The sequence below is a fragment of the Tsukamurella sp. USMM236 genome, from assembly GCF_037148755.1.
Taxonomy (GTDB): domain Bacteria; phylum Actinomycetota; class Actinomycetes; order Mycobacteriales; family Mycobacteriaceae; genus Tsukamurella.
Window position 1 is genome coordinate 816,928 of sequence record NZ_JBBCSS010000002.1, and the last position, 16,123, is coordinate 833,050.

The 16,123-nt window shown below is 70.5% G+C and carries 18 protein-coding genes; 5 read left to right on the forward strand and 13 right to left on the reverse strand.

From position 1 onward, the window contains the following. The first annotated feature begins 13 nt into the window (after window positions 1-13). Together WFK95_RS09840 and WFK95_RS09845 are read left to right on the forward strand one after the other, a co-directional pair. Window positions 14-1,003: a DUF1707 SHOCT-like domain-containing protein gene (locus WFK95_RS09840; protein WP_336670555.1), complete on the forward strand. Its 990-nt coding sequence runs from the start codon at window positions 14-16 to the stop codon at window positions 1,001-1,003. A gap of 86 nt (window positions 1,004-1,089) precedes the next feature. Beyond that, window positions 1,090-2,916, forward strand: a complete 1,827-nt coding sequence (locus WFK95_RS09845; protein ID WP_336670556.1) for a siderophore-interacting protein — start codon at window positions 1,090-1,092, stop codon at window positions 2,914-2,916. A gap of 13 nt (window positions 2,917-2,929) precedes the next feature. On the opposite strand, the gene WFK95_RS09850 is transcribed toward WFK95_RS09845, so the two are convergent. Together WFK95_RS09850 and WFK95_RS09855 are read right to left on the reverse strand one after the other, a co-directional pair. Beyond that, the gene (locus tag WFK95_RS09850) at window positions 2,930-3,475 is read right to left on the reverse strand and encodes a Uma2 family endonuclease (protein ID WP_336670557.1); all 546 of its coding nucleotides are present in this window, start codon (window positions 3,473-3,475) and stop codon (window positions 2,930-2,932) included. Between the two features lie 75 nt (window positions 3,476-3,550). Continuing rightward, window positions 3,551-3,868, reverse strand: coding sequence for a DUF952 domain-containing protein (locus tag WFK95_RS09855; RefSeq protein ID WP_336670558.1), 318 nt, complete (start codon window positions 3,866-3,868; stop codon window positions 3,551-3,553). Window positions 3,869-3,990: 122 nt separating this feature from the next. On the opposite strand from WFK95_RS09855, the gene WFK95_RS09860 reads away from it, so the two are divergent. Continuing rightward, window positions 3,991-4,254, forward strand: a complete 264-nt coding sequence (locus WFK95_RS09860; protein WP_224651522.1) for a DUF2631 domain-containing protein — start codon at window positions 3,991-3,993, stop codon at window positions 4,252-4,254. A 1-nt stretch (window position 4,255) separates the two neighbouring features. Here the strand turns inward: WFK95_RS09860 and rlmN are convergent, their stop codons facing one another. After that, the gene (gene rlmN, locus WFK95_RS09865) at window positions 4,256-5,368 is read right to left on the reverse strand and encodes a 23S rRNA (adenine(2503)-C(2))-methyltransferase RlmN (protein ID WP_224651513.1); all 1,113 of its coding nucleotides are present in this window, start codon (window positions 5,366-5,368) and stop codon (window positions 4,256-4,258) included. A 103-nt stretch (window positions 5,369-5,471) separates the two neighbouring features. Here rlmN and WFK95_RS09870 point away from each other — a divergent pair, with 103 nt between their 5' ends. Both WFK95_RS09870 and WFK95_RS09875 read left to right on the forward strand, forming a co-directional pair. Further along, window positions 5,472-5,924, forward strand: a complete 453-nt coding sequence (locus WFK95_RS09870) for a LapA family protein (RefSeq protein ID WP_336670559.1) — start codon at window positions 5,472-5,474, stop codon at window positions 5,922-5,924. Window positions 5,925-5,990: 66 nt separating this feature from the next. Then, window positions 5,991-7,250 (forward strand): MFS transporter, encoded by a 1,260-nt coding sequence (locus tag WFK95_RS09875; protein WP_336670560.1) that lies wholly within the window; start codon window positions 5,991-5,993, stop codon window positions 7,248-7,250. Between the two features lie 23 nt (window positions 7,251-7,273). Here WFK95_RS09875 and WFK95_RS09880 read toward each other — a convergent pair whose 3' ends face one another. The 10 genes from WFK95_RS09880 to WFK95_RS09925 all read right to left on the reverse strand — a co-directional run bounded on the left by WFK95_RS09880 (window position 7,274) and on the right by WFK95_RS09925 (window position 16,090). Then, a complete protein-coding gene (locus WFK95_RS09880; RefSeq protein WP_374201371.1) occupies window positions 7,274-8,182 on the reverse strand; it encodes a phosphatidate cytidylyltransferase in 909 nt (302 codons plus the stop codon). A 2-nt stretch (window positions 8,183-8,184) separates the two neighbouring features. After that, window positions 8,185-8,742, reverse strand: coding sequence for a ribosome recycling factor (gene frr, locus WFK95_RS09885; RefSeq protein ID WP_224651509.1), 558 nt, complete (start codon window positions 8,740-8,742; stop codon window positions 8,185-8,187). Window positions 8,743-8,788: 46 nt separating this feature from the next. Then, window positions 8,789-9,559, reverse strand: coding sequence for a UMP kinase (gene pyrH, locus WFK95_RS09890; RefSeq protein WP_443081540.1), 771 nt, complete (start codon window positions 9,557-9,559; stop codon window positions 8,789-8,791). 1 nt (window position 9,560) lies between these two features. Next, window positions 9,561-10,484 carry an SGNH/GDSL hydrolase family protein gene (locus WFK95_RS09895; protein WP_336670562.1) on the reverse strand — a complete coding sequence of 308 codons (924 nt, stop codon included), beginning with the start codon at window positions 10,482-10,484 and terminating at the stop codon, window positions 9,561-9,563. A gap of 10 nt (window positions 10,485-10,494) precedes the next feature. Then, window positions 10,495-11,256, reverse strand: coding sequence for a helix-turn-helix domain-containing protein (locus WFK95_RS09900; protein WP_336670563.1), 762 nt, complete (start codon window positions 11,254-11,256; stop codon window positions 10,495-10,497). Beyond that, window positions 11,253-11,648 carry a VOC family protein gene (locus WFK95_RS09905; RefSeq protein WP_224651505.1) on the reverse strand — a complete coding sequence of 132 codons (396 nt, stop codon included), beginning with the start codon at window positions 11,646-11,648 and terminating at the stop codon, window positions 11,253-11,255. The genes WFK95_RS09900 and WFK95_RS09905 overlap by 4 nt, the downstream gene beginning before the upstream one ends. A 198-nt stretch (window positions 11,649-11,846) precedes the next feature. Then, entirely contained in the window at window positions 11,847-12,671 is an 825-nt protein-coding gene (tsf, locus tag WFK95_RS09910) for a translation elongation factor Ts (protein ID WP_336670564.1), read from the reverse strand. Between the two features lie 44 nt (window positions 12,672-12,715). Further along, on the reverse strand, window positions 12,716-13,588 hold the full coding sequence (rpsB, locus tag WFK95_RS09915) for a 30S ribosomal protein S2 (protein WP_336670565.1): 873 nt from the start codon (window positions 13,586-13,588) through the stop codon (window positions 12,716-12,718). A 264-nt stretch (window positions 13,589-13,852) separates the two neighbouring features. After that, window positions 13,853-15,391 carry an alanine/glycine:cation symporter family protein gene (locus tag WFK95_RS09920; RefSeq protein ID WP_336670566.1) on the reverse strand — a complete coding sequence of 513 codons (1,539 nt, stop codon included), beginning with the start codon at window positions 15,389-15,391 and terminating at the stop codon, window positions 13,853-13,855. Between the two features lie 102 nt (window positions 15,392-15,493). Then, on the reverse strand, window positions 15,494-16,090 hold the full coding sequence (locus tag WFK95_RS09925; RefSeq protein ID WP_336670567.1) for a TetR/AcrR family transcriptional regulator: 597 nt from the start codon (window positions 16,088-16,090) through the stop codon (window positions 15,494-15,496). Between the last annotated feature and the right edge of the window lie 33 nt (window positions 16,091-16,123).

Genomic DNA, 16,123 nt, shown 5'->3' on the forward strand with positions numbered 1-16,123 from the left:
CTACGCTGAATGCATGTCGGAAAACTTCGACCCAACCCAGAGTGAATCGTCGGGGAAGCGGGCCCGCGACGCCGACCGCGAGCAGGTCATGGGCCTGCTCGACGGCGCGCTCGCCGACGGCCAGCTCGACGGTTTCGAGCATCGCGAGCGGGTAGCGCGAGCCCTGCGCTCGGGGACCCTGGGCGAGCTCGGGGCGACCGTCGCGGACCTCCAGGTCCCGACGCCGACCTTCCTCCTGCCGCCCGTGCAACCCCCGACCCCACCGGCGCCCGCCGTGGCGCCGCCGCGTCACCCCGCCCCGCCGGCCGCGCCGCGACCCGCAGCTCCCACCCCGGCGGGACCGTCGTCCGGGGGCACCGGGTCGGACCGGACGACCAGCACGGTCGCGTCGATGCTGGCCGCCGCGGCCGTCGTGATCATCCTCATCGTGATCGGCGCGAACGTCGGGAAGAGCGACGACACCGGCGTCGGCCCCCTCGGAGCGAAGCCGGGGTTCACGATGTGCGACGGTGACGGTAAGAACTGCAAGGACGAGAACGGCAGGTCGGTCCCCGACATGCCTCGCGACCAGCCGCCCATCGACGGCGTGGCCCTCGTGGGCAACCCCATGGCGTCGACGAACGTGCGGAAGGCCTACGAATCGATGGTCACGGCCCTCGCCCCGACCTCGGTGATCTCGCTGTCCGTCACGAAGTGGAGCGCCAACGCCGAAGTGGTGCGCGCGGACGATCCGTCGCGGAGCCAGAAGTGGACGCTCTCCGGCGGGGTGTGGAAGTACGCCCCGTACGACCGGGGCAACGCCGACGCGCCGGGCTTCGCACCCACGGCGATGAACCTCGATCGGATCACCGCCGCGATCGCGGACGCGCCGGGAATCACGCGCGCGGTCCGTGAGCCGACGTCGGTGGAGTTCGCCGCGAGCGCGGTGACCATCGCCTACAGCGGCCCGAACGACGCCTCCCCCACGCTGATCCTCGCCCCCGACGGCACCGTCGTCGACTGACGACCCCGCCCGACGGTCCGCCGTCGGCACCGGTTCAACAGGGCAGGCTAGCCTTGCACGGTAAACCGACGAAAGGGACGTCCACGATGGCCAGCACACTCCGCGACGGCGCGGTGTTCCCGATCTGCCTCCGCGAGTTCGACGTGCTGCGGGTGTCGGACGTGACGCCGGGGATGCGGCGCATCGTCGTCGGCGGCGACGCCATCGGGCCGCACGTGCGCGACGGCGTGGACCTTCCCGCGGTGCACAGCACCGGCTTCGACGACGACGTCAAGGTGCTGCTGCCGGACCTGCAGACCGGCGAGTTCCCCTTCGAGGTGCCCAAGAACACCGACCAGGGCCGCGTCGACTGGACCGACGGCTCGTTCGAGCACGCCCGCACGTACACCGTGCGCGAGTTCGACGCCGAGGCCCGCGAGATGACGATCGACTTCGTGCTGCACGGCACGGGCCTCGCGGCCACCTGGGCACGCCGCGTCGAGGTCGGGTCGAAGGTGCTGATCGCCGGCCCCAAGCACTCGGCCGCGCTCCCCCGCGACACCGACTGGCTGCTGATCGCGGGCGACGAGACCGCGCTGCCCGCGATCGGCCGCTGCATCGAGATGCTGCCCGCGGGATTCAAGGCGACCGCGGTGATCGAGGTGGCCGAGCCCGGGCACCACCAGGAGCTCGCCACCGACGGGGACGTCGAGTTCGTCTGGCTGTACCGCTCCGAGGCCGACGGCGAGTCCCGCATGGTCGAGGCGGTGCAGAACGTCGCGTGGCGCGGCGAGCGCCCCTACCTCTGGGTCGCCGGCGAGACCCTGGGCATCAAGCCCCTGCGCCGCTGGGCGAAGAACGACAAGGGCCTCGCCAAGGACCGCGTCGAGATCACCGGGTACTGGCGCCACCGCGTGGTCGCCACCGTCGACGGCGACGACCAGCTGGTGGACACCAGCCAGGACGAGAACATCCTCTCGGAGATCCATGAGATGACGGAGCTGTTGCCGCCCTTCGCGGTCCGCGCCGCGGTCACGCTGGGGCTGTTCGCCGCGATCGACGACGGGGCGAGCACGGCGGCGGCGATCGCGGCCGCGTGCGGCACGGACGCCCGCGCCACGGAGAAGCTGCTCCGGCACCTCGCCCTGATGGGCTTCGTCGCGCTCGGCGGGAACGGCTACGCCCTGACGGGCCGCGGCGAGTTGCTCACCGACCCCGACGAGCTCCTCGCCGGCAGCCTGCACCACGACCAGGTGCGCACCCGCCTGGACATGTCCTTCGTGCACCTGGTCGACGCGGTCCGCACGGGCACCGCGGCGCCCTTCGAGGGCGGGGATCTCCGCAGCTCGCGGGCCGCGGACGAGAACCTCGCCGAGCAGCTGCATTCCGTCGCGAGTCGCTGGGCCACCTACCGCGCGCCCGCCCTGCCCGAGGCGGTCGACTTCGCATCCGTGCGCACGGTCGCGGTCTTCGGCGACGGCGCCGGCGTGTACGCCGACAACCTGGCGCGCCTGCTTCCCGACGTGACCGTGGCGATCATCGGCATGCCGAGCACCGTCGAGCGGGAGATCGCGGTGGTCGCGCCCGAGCGCCGCGACCGGGTGACGGCGGCGCCCGGCACCGTCTTCGCCCCGCTGCCGCAGCGCTACGACCTCGTCGTGGGCATCGACCTCCTGCAGACGCTGCCGGACGCCGACGCCGAGCTGCTCGTCACCACGCTGCGCGGCAGCGCCGATCGAGTGGTCTTCGTCGGAAACGTGCTCGACCCGGCCACCACCGACGATCACGAGACCGAGGACGACCTGCGGAACCTGTGCCTCTACGGCGGGGGCCTACGGACGGCGGAGGAGCTGGGCGCCCTCGCGGGCGGCGGCGCGCACCGCATCGCACCGCTCGGCTGGGGCACTTTCGTCGTCGAATACAGCGGGGCCTGACCGGCTGCGGCCGTCAGTCGACGAGGTCCGCCGGCACCAACTCGACCGGGAAGGGCTGCTCGATGAGCACCCGTTCTCCGGGACGGACCACGGCCGCCTGCGTGTACTCATCGTCGACGGGCTCGGTGTGGATCGTGACCGTGCCGTCGGCGTCGACACGCCAGCAGGACGGAATTCCGGCCTCCGCGTACTTCGCCGCCTTGAGCGTCCGGTCCGTGACCCGCGTGGACTTCGATGCGATCTCGACCACGAGGGCGACGTCGTCGGATTCACTCCACTCCACGTTCGGAGCGGCGCCGGGTCGCAGAGCCGCGATGTCGGGGATGAAGTTCCCACCCGGCACCCTGACGCCGATCTCGTAGAGCACGCGCCAACCGTCCGGCACGGCGAGACGGAGCGCCATGAACAGGTTGCCGCCGATGCGTTGGTGGCCCTGTGACGGTGGTGGCGTCATGAGCAGGCTCCCGTCCACGATCTCGTAGCGGTGCCCGTCGTCCGGCAGATCCTCCAGATCGGCCTCGCCCCAGTAGTCGGGGAACGAGTACGTCGGCTGAGCCATGTCGGCACCTCCTCTCGTGGCGATGACGGAAGATCCTCGGTCTGACAGGTTTCGTCGGCTCAGTCTATGCCGCCGTCACTCAACCGACAGGGCCTCGACACCGACCACCGCGGACACCGGGATCGGGCCGTAGACGTGCGGGAACAGCTCGTCGACGCCGGGCGCGGGCGGCTCGTACCGCACGTCGAGCCCCGTCGGGTCGATGGACAGCAGCACGAGGTCCGATGCGGGGAGATCGGCGTAGAAACGTTCCCGCACGCCCCGCCACTGCGCGGCGGTGGAGCAGTGGACGAAGCCGACGTCGGCGAGCGTCGCGCCGCGCGTCGACACCGCGTACTCACCGGCCGCGCGGGCGGCGTCCCAGTCGGTCACGAGTGCCAGATGGAAGATCACCCGCGCCACGGTACCGAGGAATCGCCGCCCCTCGTACGACACACGGTCGTAGCGGGATAGGATTCATCCGTATCCCGGGCCCGGCCCGGTGCTCAGCTGAGGAAGCGACGAAGGAGAAGCGAGTGGCAACCACCGACCTGGAGCGTCAGACCACCTCGAAGGTCGACGAGGCCGACGTGCCGTCGCGCGACTGGGGCTGGAGCGGCAACGCCCCCAACGCGGCGAAGATCGCCGGCGTGCTGTTCGCGGTCCTCCTGCTGCTGATGAACATCGGCAACCACCAGGGCAAGACCGAGGACATCTTCCTCATCGGCTTCGCCGTGGCCATCCTCGGCGTGATCCTCATCAACTGGATCTCCACCCGCCGCAAGAAGTGGAAGTACTGAGCTACTTCTCCTCGGCGGCCAGCTGACCGCAGGCCGCCGCGATCTCCTGGCCCCGCGTGTCGCGCACGGTGCACGAAACGCCCTGCGCGATCACGCGGCGCACGAACTCGTCCTGCCGATCCTTCGGTGAGGCGTCCCACTCGCTGCCCGGCGTCGGGTTCAGCGGGATCAGGTTCACGTGCGCGAACTGCCCCAGCTTCTTGCGCAGCTTCTCGCCCAGCATGTCGGCGCGCCACGGCTGGTCGTTCACGTCGCGGATCAGCGCGTACTCGATGGACACCCGCCGGCCCGTCCGGTCGGCGTAGTACCGCGCCGCGTCCAGCACCTCGGCGACGCTCCACCGATTGTTGACGGGCACCAGCGTGTCGCGGAGCTCGTCGTCGGGCGTGTGCAGCGAGACGGCGAGCGTCACCGACAGACCCTCGTCGGCCAGCTTCCGGATCGCGGGCGCCAGGCCCACGGTGCTGACGGTGACGTGCCGCTGCGAGATGCCCATCCCCTCGGGGGCGGGCGAGGTGATGCGGCGCACCGCCTGCACGACCCGCTTGTAGTTCGCGAGCGGCTCCCCCATGCCCATGAAGACGACGTTCGACAGCCGGCCCGGGCCGCCCGCGACGTCGCCGTCCTGCATGGCCTTCGCGGCGCTGCGGACCTGGTCCACGATCTCCGCGGTCGAGAGGTTGCGGTCGAGGCCGCCCTGGCCGGTGGCGCAGAACGGGCACGCCATGCCGCAGCCGGCCTGGCTGGAGATGCACAGCGTCGCGCGGTCGGTGTACCGCATGAGCACGGATTCCAGCAGCGTGCCGTCGTGCAGGCGCCACAGCGTCTTGCGGGTGGTGCCGCTGTCGGTGGCGATGTGCCGCACGGGCGTCATCAGCTCGGGCAGGAGCGCCTCGCCGACGGTGCCGCGCGCCGCGGCCGGCAGGTCCGTCATCGTGGCCGCGTCGGCCTCGAGCCGACCGTAGTAGTGGCGGGCGAGCTGATTGGCGCGGAACTTGGGCAGCCCCAGGTCGACGACGGCCTGCTGCAGCTCGTCGTCGGTGAGGTCGGCCAGGTGGCGCGGGGGCTTGCCGCGCTTGGGCGCGTCGAATACCAGGGGCAGGGAGGTGCTCATAACTCCCCCATTGTCCCACGTCGACGGCGCGGCGCCGACCAGCGTGATCCGAGCCACCGCGCGTCCCCGCGTGAGGGCCCGCTCGAGGTGGCAGGATGTCGCCATGGCCAAGGACGAAGACCGCGTTCGAGACAGCGAAGAAGCGATCGGGATCCCCGATCCCGACGTCGACGCGACCGACGCTCGGAACCTCCCCGCGGAGCGGGACGCCGTCGAGCCGGCCGCCGCTGATCGGGCGGGCACCGGCGATCGGGCGGGCGCACCGGCGACGAAGCGGCGCAGCGACACCCGCGACGCGTACGAACAGGTCAAGCACACCCGGTCGGCGTCGCTGTGGTCCGGACTCGTCGGTGGCGCCGTCATCCTGCTCGTGCTGCTCGCGTTCATCGTGCAGAACCAGCAGAACACGCAGATCACGCTGCTGTTCTGGGAGGCGAACCTCCCCCTCGGCGTGTCCCTGCTGATCGCCGCCATCCTCGGCGCGCTCCTCGTCGGCTCGGCGGGCGGCCTCCGCATCCTCCAGCTGCGCCGCGCCGCGAAGAAGCTCCGCGACTGATCTCACCGCGCACCGGTCCGACGGGTCGCGGTGCGGAGGCGGCGTCGCCGATGAAACGATGGGTCCATGCGCGCATGGGTCGTCTGGTCGGTCGCGACGCTCGCGTACGTCGTCGCGATCCTGCAGCGCACGTCCTTCGGCGTCTCCAGCACCGAAGCGGGTGAGCGGTTCGGCGCCGCCCCGGCGACGCTCGCCGCCTTCGTGGTGCTCCAGCTCGTGGTGTACGCGGGCATGCAGATCCCCGCGGGCCTGCTGCTGGACCGGTTCGGCTCCCGTCGCCTGATCGTGAGCGGCGCGCTCCTCATGGCGCTGGGCCAGCTGACGCTGGCGCTCACGGAGTCCCTCCCCCTCGCCATCGCGGGCCGCGTCGCCGTGGGCAGCGGCGACGCCCTGACCTTCGTCTCCGTACTGCGCCTCGTCCCGGCGTGGTTCCCCGTGCGTCGGATCCCGCTCGTCACCCAGTTGACCGGCATGACGGGGCAGCTGGGCCAGGTGCTGTCCGCGGTACCCTTCCTCGCCCTGCTGCACGGCAGCGGGTGGAGCAGCGCCTACGCCTCCGCGGCGGCGCTCGGCCTCTTCGCCGCGCTGGCCGTGCTCTCGACGGTCCGCGACGCCCCGCCCGGCCGGACGGCCCCGCACATCACGGTGAGGGTCGCGGAGATCCCGGGGATTCTCCGCACGACCTGGATGCACCCGGGCACGCGGCTGGGCTTCTTCACGCACATGGGCACGATGTTCTCGGTGACCGCGTTCATGCTGATGTGGGGCGTGCCCTACCTGACGAACGCCCAGGGGCTCTCGTCGGCCACAGCGGGCGGCGTCGTCAGTTTCGGCGTGCTGGCGACGCTGGCCTCGGGCCCCGTCATCGGCTTCCTCACCGGCCGGTTCCCGGTGCGCCGCTCCTGGATGGTGATCACGATCATCCTCGCCAGCGCGGCGCTGTGGACGATCGTCCTGGTGCGCGACGAGCCCTCGCCGGTCTGGCTGCTCTCGCTGCTCGTGCTGGTGATCGCCGTCGGCGGCCCCAGCTCCGCGATCGGCTTCGACTACGCCCGCACGTTCAACACGACGCGGGTGCTCGGCACGGCGCAGGGCATGGTGAACATCGGCGGCTTCCTCGCGAGCCTCGTCCTGATCCAGACGATGGGCATGATCATGGGCTCCGGCGCCGGCCTGACCTTCGACGGCTTCCGGGCCGCGTGGATGGCGCAGTACCCGCTGTGGGCGATCGCGCTGATCGGCGTGATCATCACGCGCCGCAAGGCCCGCCGTCGCGAGGGGGTCGTGCCGCGGCCGCTGCGCGAGGCGTTGCGCCGCCGCGCCTGACCCGCCTCAGGACACCATCGGCCTCAGGAGCCCATCAACGCGGTCAACGCGGCCCACACCACGACGGCGCTGGGCAGCAGCGAATCCAGGCGGTCCATGATGCCGCCGTGACCGGGCAGCAGGGTGCCCATGTCCTTGATGCCGAGGTCGCGCTTGACCTGGGATTCGAGCAGGTCGCCGAGCGTCGCGGTGATCACCACGACGGGGCCCAGCAGCAGGCCCCACACCGGGTTCACGTCGAGCAGGAACTTCAGCACGAGCACGGCGCCGACCGCGCCGGCCACCATCGACCCGGCGAAGCCCTCCCAGGACTTCTTCGGGCTGATCGCCGGCACCATCGGGTGCTTGCCGAAGACGACGCCCGAGGCGTAGCCGCCGACGTCCGAGCAGACCACGAGGATGATCAGCGCGGCCACGCGCTGCGGCCCGCGGTCCTCGGGGAGCACCAGCATCGCGCCGAAGGACGCGAACAGCGGGATCCAGGCGAGCACGAAGACGGTCGTCGAGATGTCGCGCGTGAAGGAGTTCGGCTCCGCGGTGCTCTGGTGCCCCAGCAGTCGCCAGACGATGGCGACCAGCACGGTCGCCACGAACGCAGCGAGCACGCCCTCGGTCCCCAGCGGCCAGCTCAGCCAGATGATGGCCTGGCCGCCGATGAGCATCGGCCACAGCTCCAGGTTGGTACCGGCGGCGCGGAACCGCTTGACCACCTCCCAGGTGGCGACCGCCATCGCGGCGGCCACGAGCGGCACCCACAGGTGCGGCGCGAAGTACAGGATCGCCACGATGAGCGCGCCCAGGCTCACGCCCACGCCGATGGCGGCCGGGAGGTCGCGTCCGGCGCTGATCTTGCGCTTCGCGGCTTCCTGGCCCGCCTCGGGCGTACCGGGGGTCGGAGCGTCGGAGCCGACCGAGTCGGGAGTGTCCGGCACGGCTAGACCTCCATCAGATCGGCTTCCTTGCGCGCCACGAGGTCCTCGATCTGGGCGACGTACTTGGCCGTCGTCTTGTCGAGTTCCTTCTCGGCGCGGGCCACCTCGTCCTCGCCGGCGTCGCCGTCCTTGACGATCTTGGCGAGCTGGTCGTTCGCCTTGCGGCGCACGTTGCGGATGGACACCTTCGCGTCCTCGCCCTTGCTCTTGACCTGCTTGACGAGGTCCTTGCGTCGCTCCTCGGTGAGCTGCGGGATAGCGATGCGGATCAGCTGGCCGTCGTTGGTGGGGTTGACCCCGAGGTCCGAGTTGCGGATCGCGGTCTCCACCGGGCCGAGCTGGTTCGCCTCGTAGGGCTTGATCACCACGAGCCGCGCCTCGGGCGTGGAGATCGAGCTGATCTGGGTGATCGGCGTGGGGGCGCCGTAGTAGTCCACGACCACCTTGGAGAACATCGCCGGGTTCGCGCGACCGGTGCGGATCGACTGGAAGTCCTCCCGGGCCACCGAGACGGCCTTCTCCATCTTCTCCTCGGCGTCGAAGAGCGTTTCGTCGATCACTTGGGTCACACGTCCTTTGCTGCGAAATGAATGGTCGGGTCCGGCGTCACGGCCGGACGAGGGTGCCGATCTTGTCCCCCGCGACGGCACGGGCGATGTTCCCCTCCTCCAGGAGATTGAACACCAGCATCGGCATCCTGTTGTCCATGCAGAGGCTGAACGCGGTCGCGTCGGCCACCTTGAGGCCCTTCTCGAGCGCCGCGCGGTGGGTGATCTCGTCGAACAGCTTCGCGTCGGGGTTGGTGCGCGGGTCGCTGTCGTACACGCCGTCGACGGCCTTCGCCATGAGCACGACCTCGGCGCCGATCTCCAGCGCGCGCTGCGCGGCGGTGGTGTCGGTGGAGAAGTAGGGCATGCCCATACCGGCGCCGAAGATCACGACGCGGCCCTTCTCCAGGTGGCGCCTGGCGCGCAGCGGCAGGTACGGCTCGGCGACCTGCCCCATGGTGATGGCGGTCTGCACGCGGGTGTCGACGCCCTCCTTCTGCAGGAAGTCCTGCAGGGCGAGGCAGTTCATCACCGTGCCGAGCATGCCCATGTAGTCCGAGCGGGCGCGGTCCATGCCGCGGTTCTGCAGTTCGGCGCCGCGGAAGAAGTTGCCGCCGCCGATGACGACCGCGACCTCGTGGCCGCTGCGCGAGACCTCCGCGATCTGCTGCGCCACCGTGCTCACCACGTCGGGGTCGAGCCCGACTTCTCCGCCGCCGAACATCTCGCCGCCCAGCTTGAGCAGCACGCGCTTGTAGCCGTGCCGCACCTGATGCTCCGTGTCCTGATCCGTCTGCTGTCCCTGGGCCGTGTCCGTCACGACGACCATCCTATGCGGGCGGCACAGTTCCTCGGAGCCGGTCCTCGATCAGGTTGCCCAACGCGCGCTGTCCGGCCACCGTCGGATGCAATCCGTTGGCCTCCGGCTCCTGCTCCTTGAGCTTGATCCCGCCCAGGCGCACGTAGGGATCGGGGTCGCAGGCGGTGCGGTCCATCGGGGGCTGGACGTACATCACCCGACGGTCCGCGGCGACCTCGCGGATGAGCCGGTCGAGGCTGCGGTACCAGGTGCGCCAGTGGTCGACGTTCTCCGGCGGGATCCCGGCCCGGTCCAGGCAGGCGAGGTCGGGCGGACCGTCGAGCGGGAACAGCGGGAGGTAGCCGACGAGGACGACCCGGACGTCCGGCGCGGCGGCCTTCTTGATCGCGTCGACGGTGGCCGCGTACTGCGCGCGCACGAAGTTCCAGCCCTGCGAGCCCGGCAGGTCCTGGGTGGATGCGGCGGCGCAGCGGTCGTCGGGGTTGCCGAGGCAGTGCACGACGATGTTGCCGAAGCCCAGGGAGTTCGCGCCGATGATGACGGTGACCAGCCGGGTGAACGGCCCGACGCCGTACAGCTGAGGGGAGGTGTTCGGCTTCGGCGAGGGCTGGGTGAGGTCGTCGAGCGTCGCGCCGGAGCAGGCGCGGTCCGTGAAGGAGTAGGGCTGCAGGCGCTGCGCGAGGACGTGGCCGAGGTCGTCGCCGTTGCGGGCGCACAGGTCCATCGGCCGCACCTTGGCATGGGAACCGGACGCCGCGTAACTGTCGCCCATGGAGACGTACTGGGCCCCGCCGGGAAGGTCCGGGAGGTAGCTCACGCCGTTGGTCTGGTGGTGCACGTAGCCGCTGCCGCCGCCGATGGTCGTCGACGCTCCCACGGCGAGCACGAGGCACGCCACGAGGGCGATTGCGATCGCACGCCGGATCCAGGACACCCCGGCGACACTACACAGGCGTGAATTCGCTCCTGCGACGCGCGAGGTACGCCGACGGCGAGTACCCGAGGAAGGCACGCATGTCGCGGCTGAGGTGGGCCTGGTCGGCATAGCCGGCCCGCGAGGCCACGTCGGCGGCGCTCTCCCCCGCCTCGAGGGCGCGGCGGGCCGCGTCGAAGCGCATCAGGCGGGCCGCCTGCTTGATCCCCATGCCGAACTCGGCGGTGAACTTCATCGCCAGGTACCGGGCGGACCAGCCGGACCGCTCGACGAGCTCGGCGACGGTGACCCGTCCCTGCCGGGCGGCGAGGTGGGCCCACGCCGCCGCGGCGTCGGGCTGGACCTCGCGGCCCGACGTCGCGTACCGGGCCAGGACGGCGGCCGCGACGGCCTCCCGGTCGGCGGCGGGGGCCGCCGCCACGCGGCCGTACAGCTCGGCGGCGAGGCCCGGGGAGAGGTCGTCGAGTTCGACCGCCTCTCCCCCGAGCTCCGCCGCGGGGGCGCCGGTGAGGGCGCGGACGAGGCTCGGCTTCACGTCCACCTGGACGCCGCGCTGGAGCCCGTCGTGGTGCACCAGGTACGGCGTGGGGTGCATGCCGGAGAGGCAGAGCCGGAAGGTGGTGCGGTCGGGCAGGCCCGGCCCCGTCAGGTCCAGGCCGTGCCCGAGGTCGATGATCATCGTGAGCGTCGGCGACGGGACGGCGAGGTGGGTGCCGGGGAGGACGCCGCTGATGTCGTAGGCGGCCGCGCGGGCGATCCCGGGCGAGGTCACCCCGCGTAGGTACCGAAACTCCACGTGTTGCCCTCCGGATCCGCGACGGAGAATCCCTTGGACCCATAGTCCTCCTCCGCCATGTCCCGCACCAGGCGGGCGCCGAGCTCCTGCGCGCGGGCGTAGACGGCGTCGGGGTCGGTGACGACCACGTAGACGCTGCCGCTGCCGCGCGGCGTGGAGAAGGTGGTGTCCTGCTTGCAGGTGGAGTGGACCATGACGCGGCCCCCGTCGGGCCAGAGCATCTCGGAGTGGACGACCTCGCCGTCCCCGTCGCCCTCGACGAGGATCCCCTCGTCGAAGCCGATCCCCCGCAGCCATGCCCGCGCGGCGAGCGCGTCGTCGTAGGTGAGTCCGGGCCAGATGTTCGTGTCGGTGCGTGTCGTGTTCATGCCTCCAAGACTGGCAGCCGGCGGCACCGTCGGGCTTGAAGAAATCCGCACGCCCACCCGCCCCAAGATTGAACGACGTTCTGGAGAGGAAAACCCCAGCTCGGAATCTCCAGAACAGCGTTCAATCACACAGGGCCGACACACGACGAGGCCCGCACCGACGGATCGGTGCGGGCCTCGTGCGCGGGGACGGAGGAGTTACTCCTGGCCGACCTCGAAGCGGGTGAAGGCGAGGACCTTCACGCCGGACTCGTCCAGCACCTGCTGGACCGACTTCTTGTTGTCGGTCACCGACGGCTGGTCGGGGAGGACGGTGTCCTTGTAGTAGGCCACGGTCTTGCCCTCGACGATCTTCGACAGCGCCTGCTCCGGCTTGCCCTCGGCACGCGCGGTCTCCTCGGCGATGCGACGCTCGTTCTCGATGACGTCGGCCGGAACCTCGTCCCGGCTGGCGTACTTCGCCTTGAGCGCGGCGACCTGCATGCCGGCGCCGCGAGCGGCCTCGGCAGCGGCGTCACCCTCGCCCGAGAACGAGACCAGCACGCCCACGGCTGGCGGCAGGTCGGTGCTGCGCTTGTGCAGGTAGACGGCGACGGGGCCGTCGTACCGCGCGATGCGACGCACGACCAGCTTCTCGCCCAGCTTGGCCGAAGCGGCCTCGATGCGCGACGCGACGGTCTCGCCGTCGAGCGGCAGCTCGAGCACGGCCTCGACGGTGGCGGCGTCCGACGCGGCAGCGGCGGCGACGATCGCGTCGGCGAGCTCCTGGAACTCCGCGTTCTTCGCGACGAAGTCCGTCTCGGAGTTGAGCTCGATCAGCACGCCGTCCTTGGCGGCCACGAGGCCCTCGGCGGTGGAACGACCGGCACGCTTGCCGACGTCCTTCGCGCCCTTGATGCGCAGCACCTCGACGGCCTTGTCGAAATCGCCGTCGGTCTCGGTGAGCGCGTTCTTGCAGTCCATCATCCCCGACCCGGTGAGGTCGCGGAGACGCTTGACGTCAGCGGCGGTGTAGTTCGCCATGTATGCGGCTCCTTGCAGTAGAAGGGAATCGGTCCGAAACCGGATCAGGCCTCGGGGGTCTCGGCGGGAGCCTCGGTCGCAGCGGCCTCGGCCACGGGGGCCTCAGCGGCGACGGCCTCAGCCGCGGGGGCCTCGGCAGCGACGGTGGCGGACTCCAGCAGCTCCTGCTCCCACTCGGCGAGGGGCTCGCCGGCGCCGGCCTCGGGCTTGGCATCGCCGGTGGCGACACCCGCGCGGGCCTGCACGCCCTCGGCCACGGCCGAAGCCACGACCTTGGTCAGCAGCGCGGCGGAGCGGATCGCGTCGTCGTTACCCGGGATCGGGTAGTCGACGAGGTCGGGATCGCAGTTGGTGTCGAGGATCGCGATGACCGGGATGCCCAGCTTGCGGGCCTCGCCCACGGCGATGTGCTCCTTGTTGGTGTCCACGACCCAGATGGCCGAGGGGACCTTGGCCATGTCGCGGATACCGCCGAGAGTGCGCTCGAGCTTGTTCTTCTCACGCGTGAGCATGAGGATTTCCTTCTTGGTGCGACCCTCGAAGCCACCGGTCTGCTCCATGGTCTCGAGCTCCTTCATCCGCTGAAGGCGCTTGTGGACCGTCTGGAAGTTGGTGAGCATGCCGCCCAGCCAGCGCTGGTTCACGTAGGGCATGCCGACGCGGGTGGCCTCTTCGGCGATCGACTCCTGGGCCTGCTTCTTCGTGCCGACGAAGAGGACGGTGCCACCGTGGGCGACGGTCTCCTTGACGAACTCGTAGGCCTTGTCGATGTAGGTCAGCGTCTGCTGCAGATCGATGATGTAGATGCCGTTGCGGTCGGTGAAGATGAAACGCTTCATCTTCGGGTTCCACCGACGGGTCTGATGACCGAAGTGCGCGCCGCTGTCCAGCAGCTGCTTCATGGTGACGACAGCCATGATGCCTCTTTCGTAGTTGCAGTTGTACACGCCGCGACGACTCTCGTTTCCGCTGGTCAGCGGGCGAGAGGCGATGCGCGGTGTCCTGGTGCTCCGCCGCGCTGCACTCCTTCGAGAAGGAGACCGCGCTGCACGGCACGCCCATCGGGCGCCTGGGGAACACGCGTAGTCACCCCGCCATAGGGACGGAGTGCAAGAGCAAGTGTACGCCCGCCGCGCCGACCTGCGAAATCGCCGGGATTCCGCAGGTCGACGGTGCGCCGGCTAGGCGTCGACGGGGTCGCCGCGGCGCGCGGCGGCGCGCTCCTCCCAGAAGGTCGCGTTGACGATGCCGAGCGGTGTCGGGTCGAACTGCGGGTCGATCCCCAGCTTCTGCTGCCGCTCGAAGTCGCGGAGGGTCGTGAAGGCCGCGTTCTGCAGGACCAGGATGCCGATGATGTTGAGCCAGGCCATGAGTCCGACGCCGAGGTCGCCCATCGCCCAGGCGTCCTTCGCGGTCGATACGGCGCCGACCGCGACCGAGGCCAGGATCAGCATCTGCAGCAGCATTGTGAGGATGCGGCCGAGCGGGGCGCTGAGGACGGGCACGATCGCGGTGGCCGCGCGGCCGAGGATGAACCGCAGGTTCGTCTCGGCCATGTAGTAGTAGGCGACGATCGTCGTGAAGCAGAAGAAGGCCAGCGAGATCGCGATGAAGCTGGCGCCGGAGCCGTTGAAGACGGTGTCGAAGCCCTGCTGCGCGTACGCGGGACCGACCTCCGGGTCGCCGACGAGCGCGCCGCCGTCGGCGAGCACGCGGCCGGACGCGGAGTCGCCCTCGAAGACGCGGTAGGCGCCGGTGCTGAGGATGATGAACGCGGTGGCGGAGCAGACGAACAGGGTGTCGACGTAGACGGCGAAGGCCTGCGCGAGGCCCTGCTTGGCGGGGTGGCTGACCTCGGCGGCCGCTGCGGCGTGCGGGCCGGTGCCCTGCCCGGCCTCGTTGGAGTAGACGCCGCGCTTGACGCCCCACATGACGGCGGTGCCGACGAGCGCGCCGAAGCCGGCGGAGAGGTCGAAGGCCTCGCGGACGATCAGTTCGAGGACGCCGGGGATCGCGCCGGCGTTGAAGGCCATGATGATCAGGGCCGCCGCGATGTAGAGGATGGCCATGAAGGGCACGACCACGGAGGCGAAGGTCGCGATCCGCTTGACCCCGCCGATGATGACGAAGGCCAGCACGATGACGGTGCCGAGGGCGGCGACCCAGGGCTCGATCCCCCAGGCGCTCTCCATGGCGACGGCCATCGAGTTCGCCTGCACCATCGGCATGAGCAGGCCGCAGGCCAGCACGGTGACCGCGGCGAAGAGCAGGCCGTAGACGTTCCCGACCACCGCGTACTTGCCGTGCGCGAAGGCGCGCCGGAAGTAGTAGGCGGGGCCGCCGCGGTACTCGCCGGTGAGCTGGTCGCGCTCCTTGTAGATCTGGCCGAGCGTGCACTCGACGTACGAGGTGGACGCCCCGAGGAAGGCCATCACCCACATCCACAGCACGGCGCCCGGTCCGCCGAAGGCGATCGCGGTGGCGACGCCGGCGATGTTTCCGGTGCCCACGCGGCCCGCCAGCGACATGGCGAGCGCCTGGAACGAGCTCACGCCCGACGCGGATTTCTCACCGTGGATGAGTTGGCCGAGCATGGCGGGGATCTGGCGCACCTGCACCAGCCTCGAGCGGATCGAGAAGTAGACGCCGACCCCGAGGCACAGGTAGATCAGGGCGGGGCTCCACACGTACTCGTTCAGGGTCGCCAGCAGGTCAGACATGCGAGCAACCCTAAAGGGAACTCCAAGGCATCGGGGCACATCGGCGACCTTTGGTTACCCACAAGTAATCTCATCGCAAAGAATCGCGCTGCAGGGTCGCGCTCAGCGCTGGAACAGGTCGTCCAGATGCCGGTCGATCGCGGCGAGTGCGTCGTCCGGGGTGACGACTCCGAGCTCGAGCAGGGGCGTCAGGCCGGTCAGCGCGAGCAGCCGGTCCGTCTCGGTCGACGGTGCGCGGTCCGCCGCGATCCGGCCGTCGGCGATCGCGGCACCGACGAGCTGCTCGACCTGCGCGCGTCCCCGGACCATTCCCTCGCGAGTGCGGGCGCGGATATCCTCGTCGTGCAGCGCCTCGAGGACGTAGGCGGCGTTCATCCGGCTGGTCGCGCGCGAATCCGGGTGCAGCGGGAGCATTTCGACGAGCACCAGGCGCAGCACGTCGCGCGGGTGCGGGTCCGCCCCGAGGTCCGCCAGCCCCTCCGCCACCCGCGCCCCGGTCTGCTCCGCGGCGAAGTCCATCGCGAAGCCGAGCAGCTCCTGCCGCGAGGCGAAGTAGTGCTGCACCTGGCCGTGCGACATCCCGGCCTCCTTCGCCACCTCGCGCAGGCTCAGCCGGAGGACGCCGGAGGCGTCCACCACCCGCCACAGCGCACGGGCGATCGCCTCGCGGCGCTCCTGGTGATCGACCTCCTTCGGCACGGCGATTCCTCTCATCCATTCCAATACACTTGA

Coding starts and splice junctions, on each gene's coding strand:
- rpsB (WP_336670565.1), bottom strand. CDS start 13,588: ATGGCTGTCGTCACCATGAAGCAGCTGCTGGACAGCGGCGCGCACTTC.
- pyrH (WP_443081540.1), bottom strand. CDS start 9,559: ATGGTCGTCGTGACGGACACGGCCCAGGGACAGCAGACGGATCAGGAC.
- WFK95_RS09845 (WP_336670556.1), top strand. CDS start 1,090: ATGGCCAGCACACTCCGCGACGGCGCGGTGTTCCCGATCTGCCTCCGC.
- tsf (WP_336670564.1), bottom strand. CDS start 12,671: ATGGCGAACTACACCGCCGCTGACGTCAAGCGTCTCCGCGACCTCACC.
- WFK95_RS09850 (WP_336670557.1), bottom strand. CDS start 3,475: ATGGCTCAGCCGACGTACTCGTTCCCCGACTACTGGGGCGAGGCCGAT.
- rlmN (WP_224651513.1), bottom strand. CDS start 5,368: ATGAGCACCTCCCTGCCCCTGGTATTCGACGCGCCCAAGCGCGGCAAG.
- WFK95_RS09870 (WP_336670559.1), top strand. CDS start 5,472: ATGGCCAAGGACGAAGACCGCGTTCGAGACAGCGAAGAAGCGATCGGG.
- WFK95_RS09875 (WP_336670560.1), top strand. CDS start 5,991: ATGCGCGCATGGGTCGTCTGGTCGGTCGCGACGCTCGCGTACGTCGTC.
- WFK95_RS09905 (WP_224651505.1), bottom strand. CDS start 11,648: ATGAACACGACACGCACCGACACGAACATCTGGCCCGGACTCACCTAC.
- WFK95_RS09920 (WP_336670566.1), bottom strand. CDS start 15,391: ATGTCTGACCTGCTGGCGACCCTGAACGAGTACGTGTGGAGCCCCGCC.
- WFK95_RS09840 (WP_336670555.1), top strand. CDS start 14: ATGTCGGAAAACTTCGACCCAACCCAGAGTGAATCGTCGGGGAAGCGG.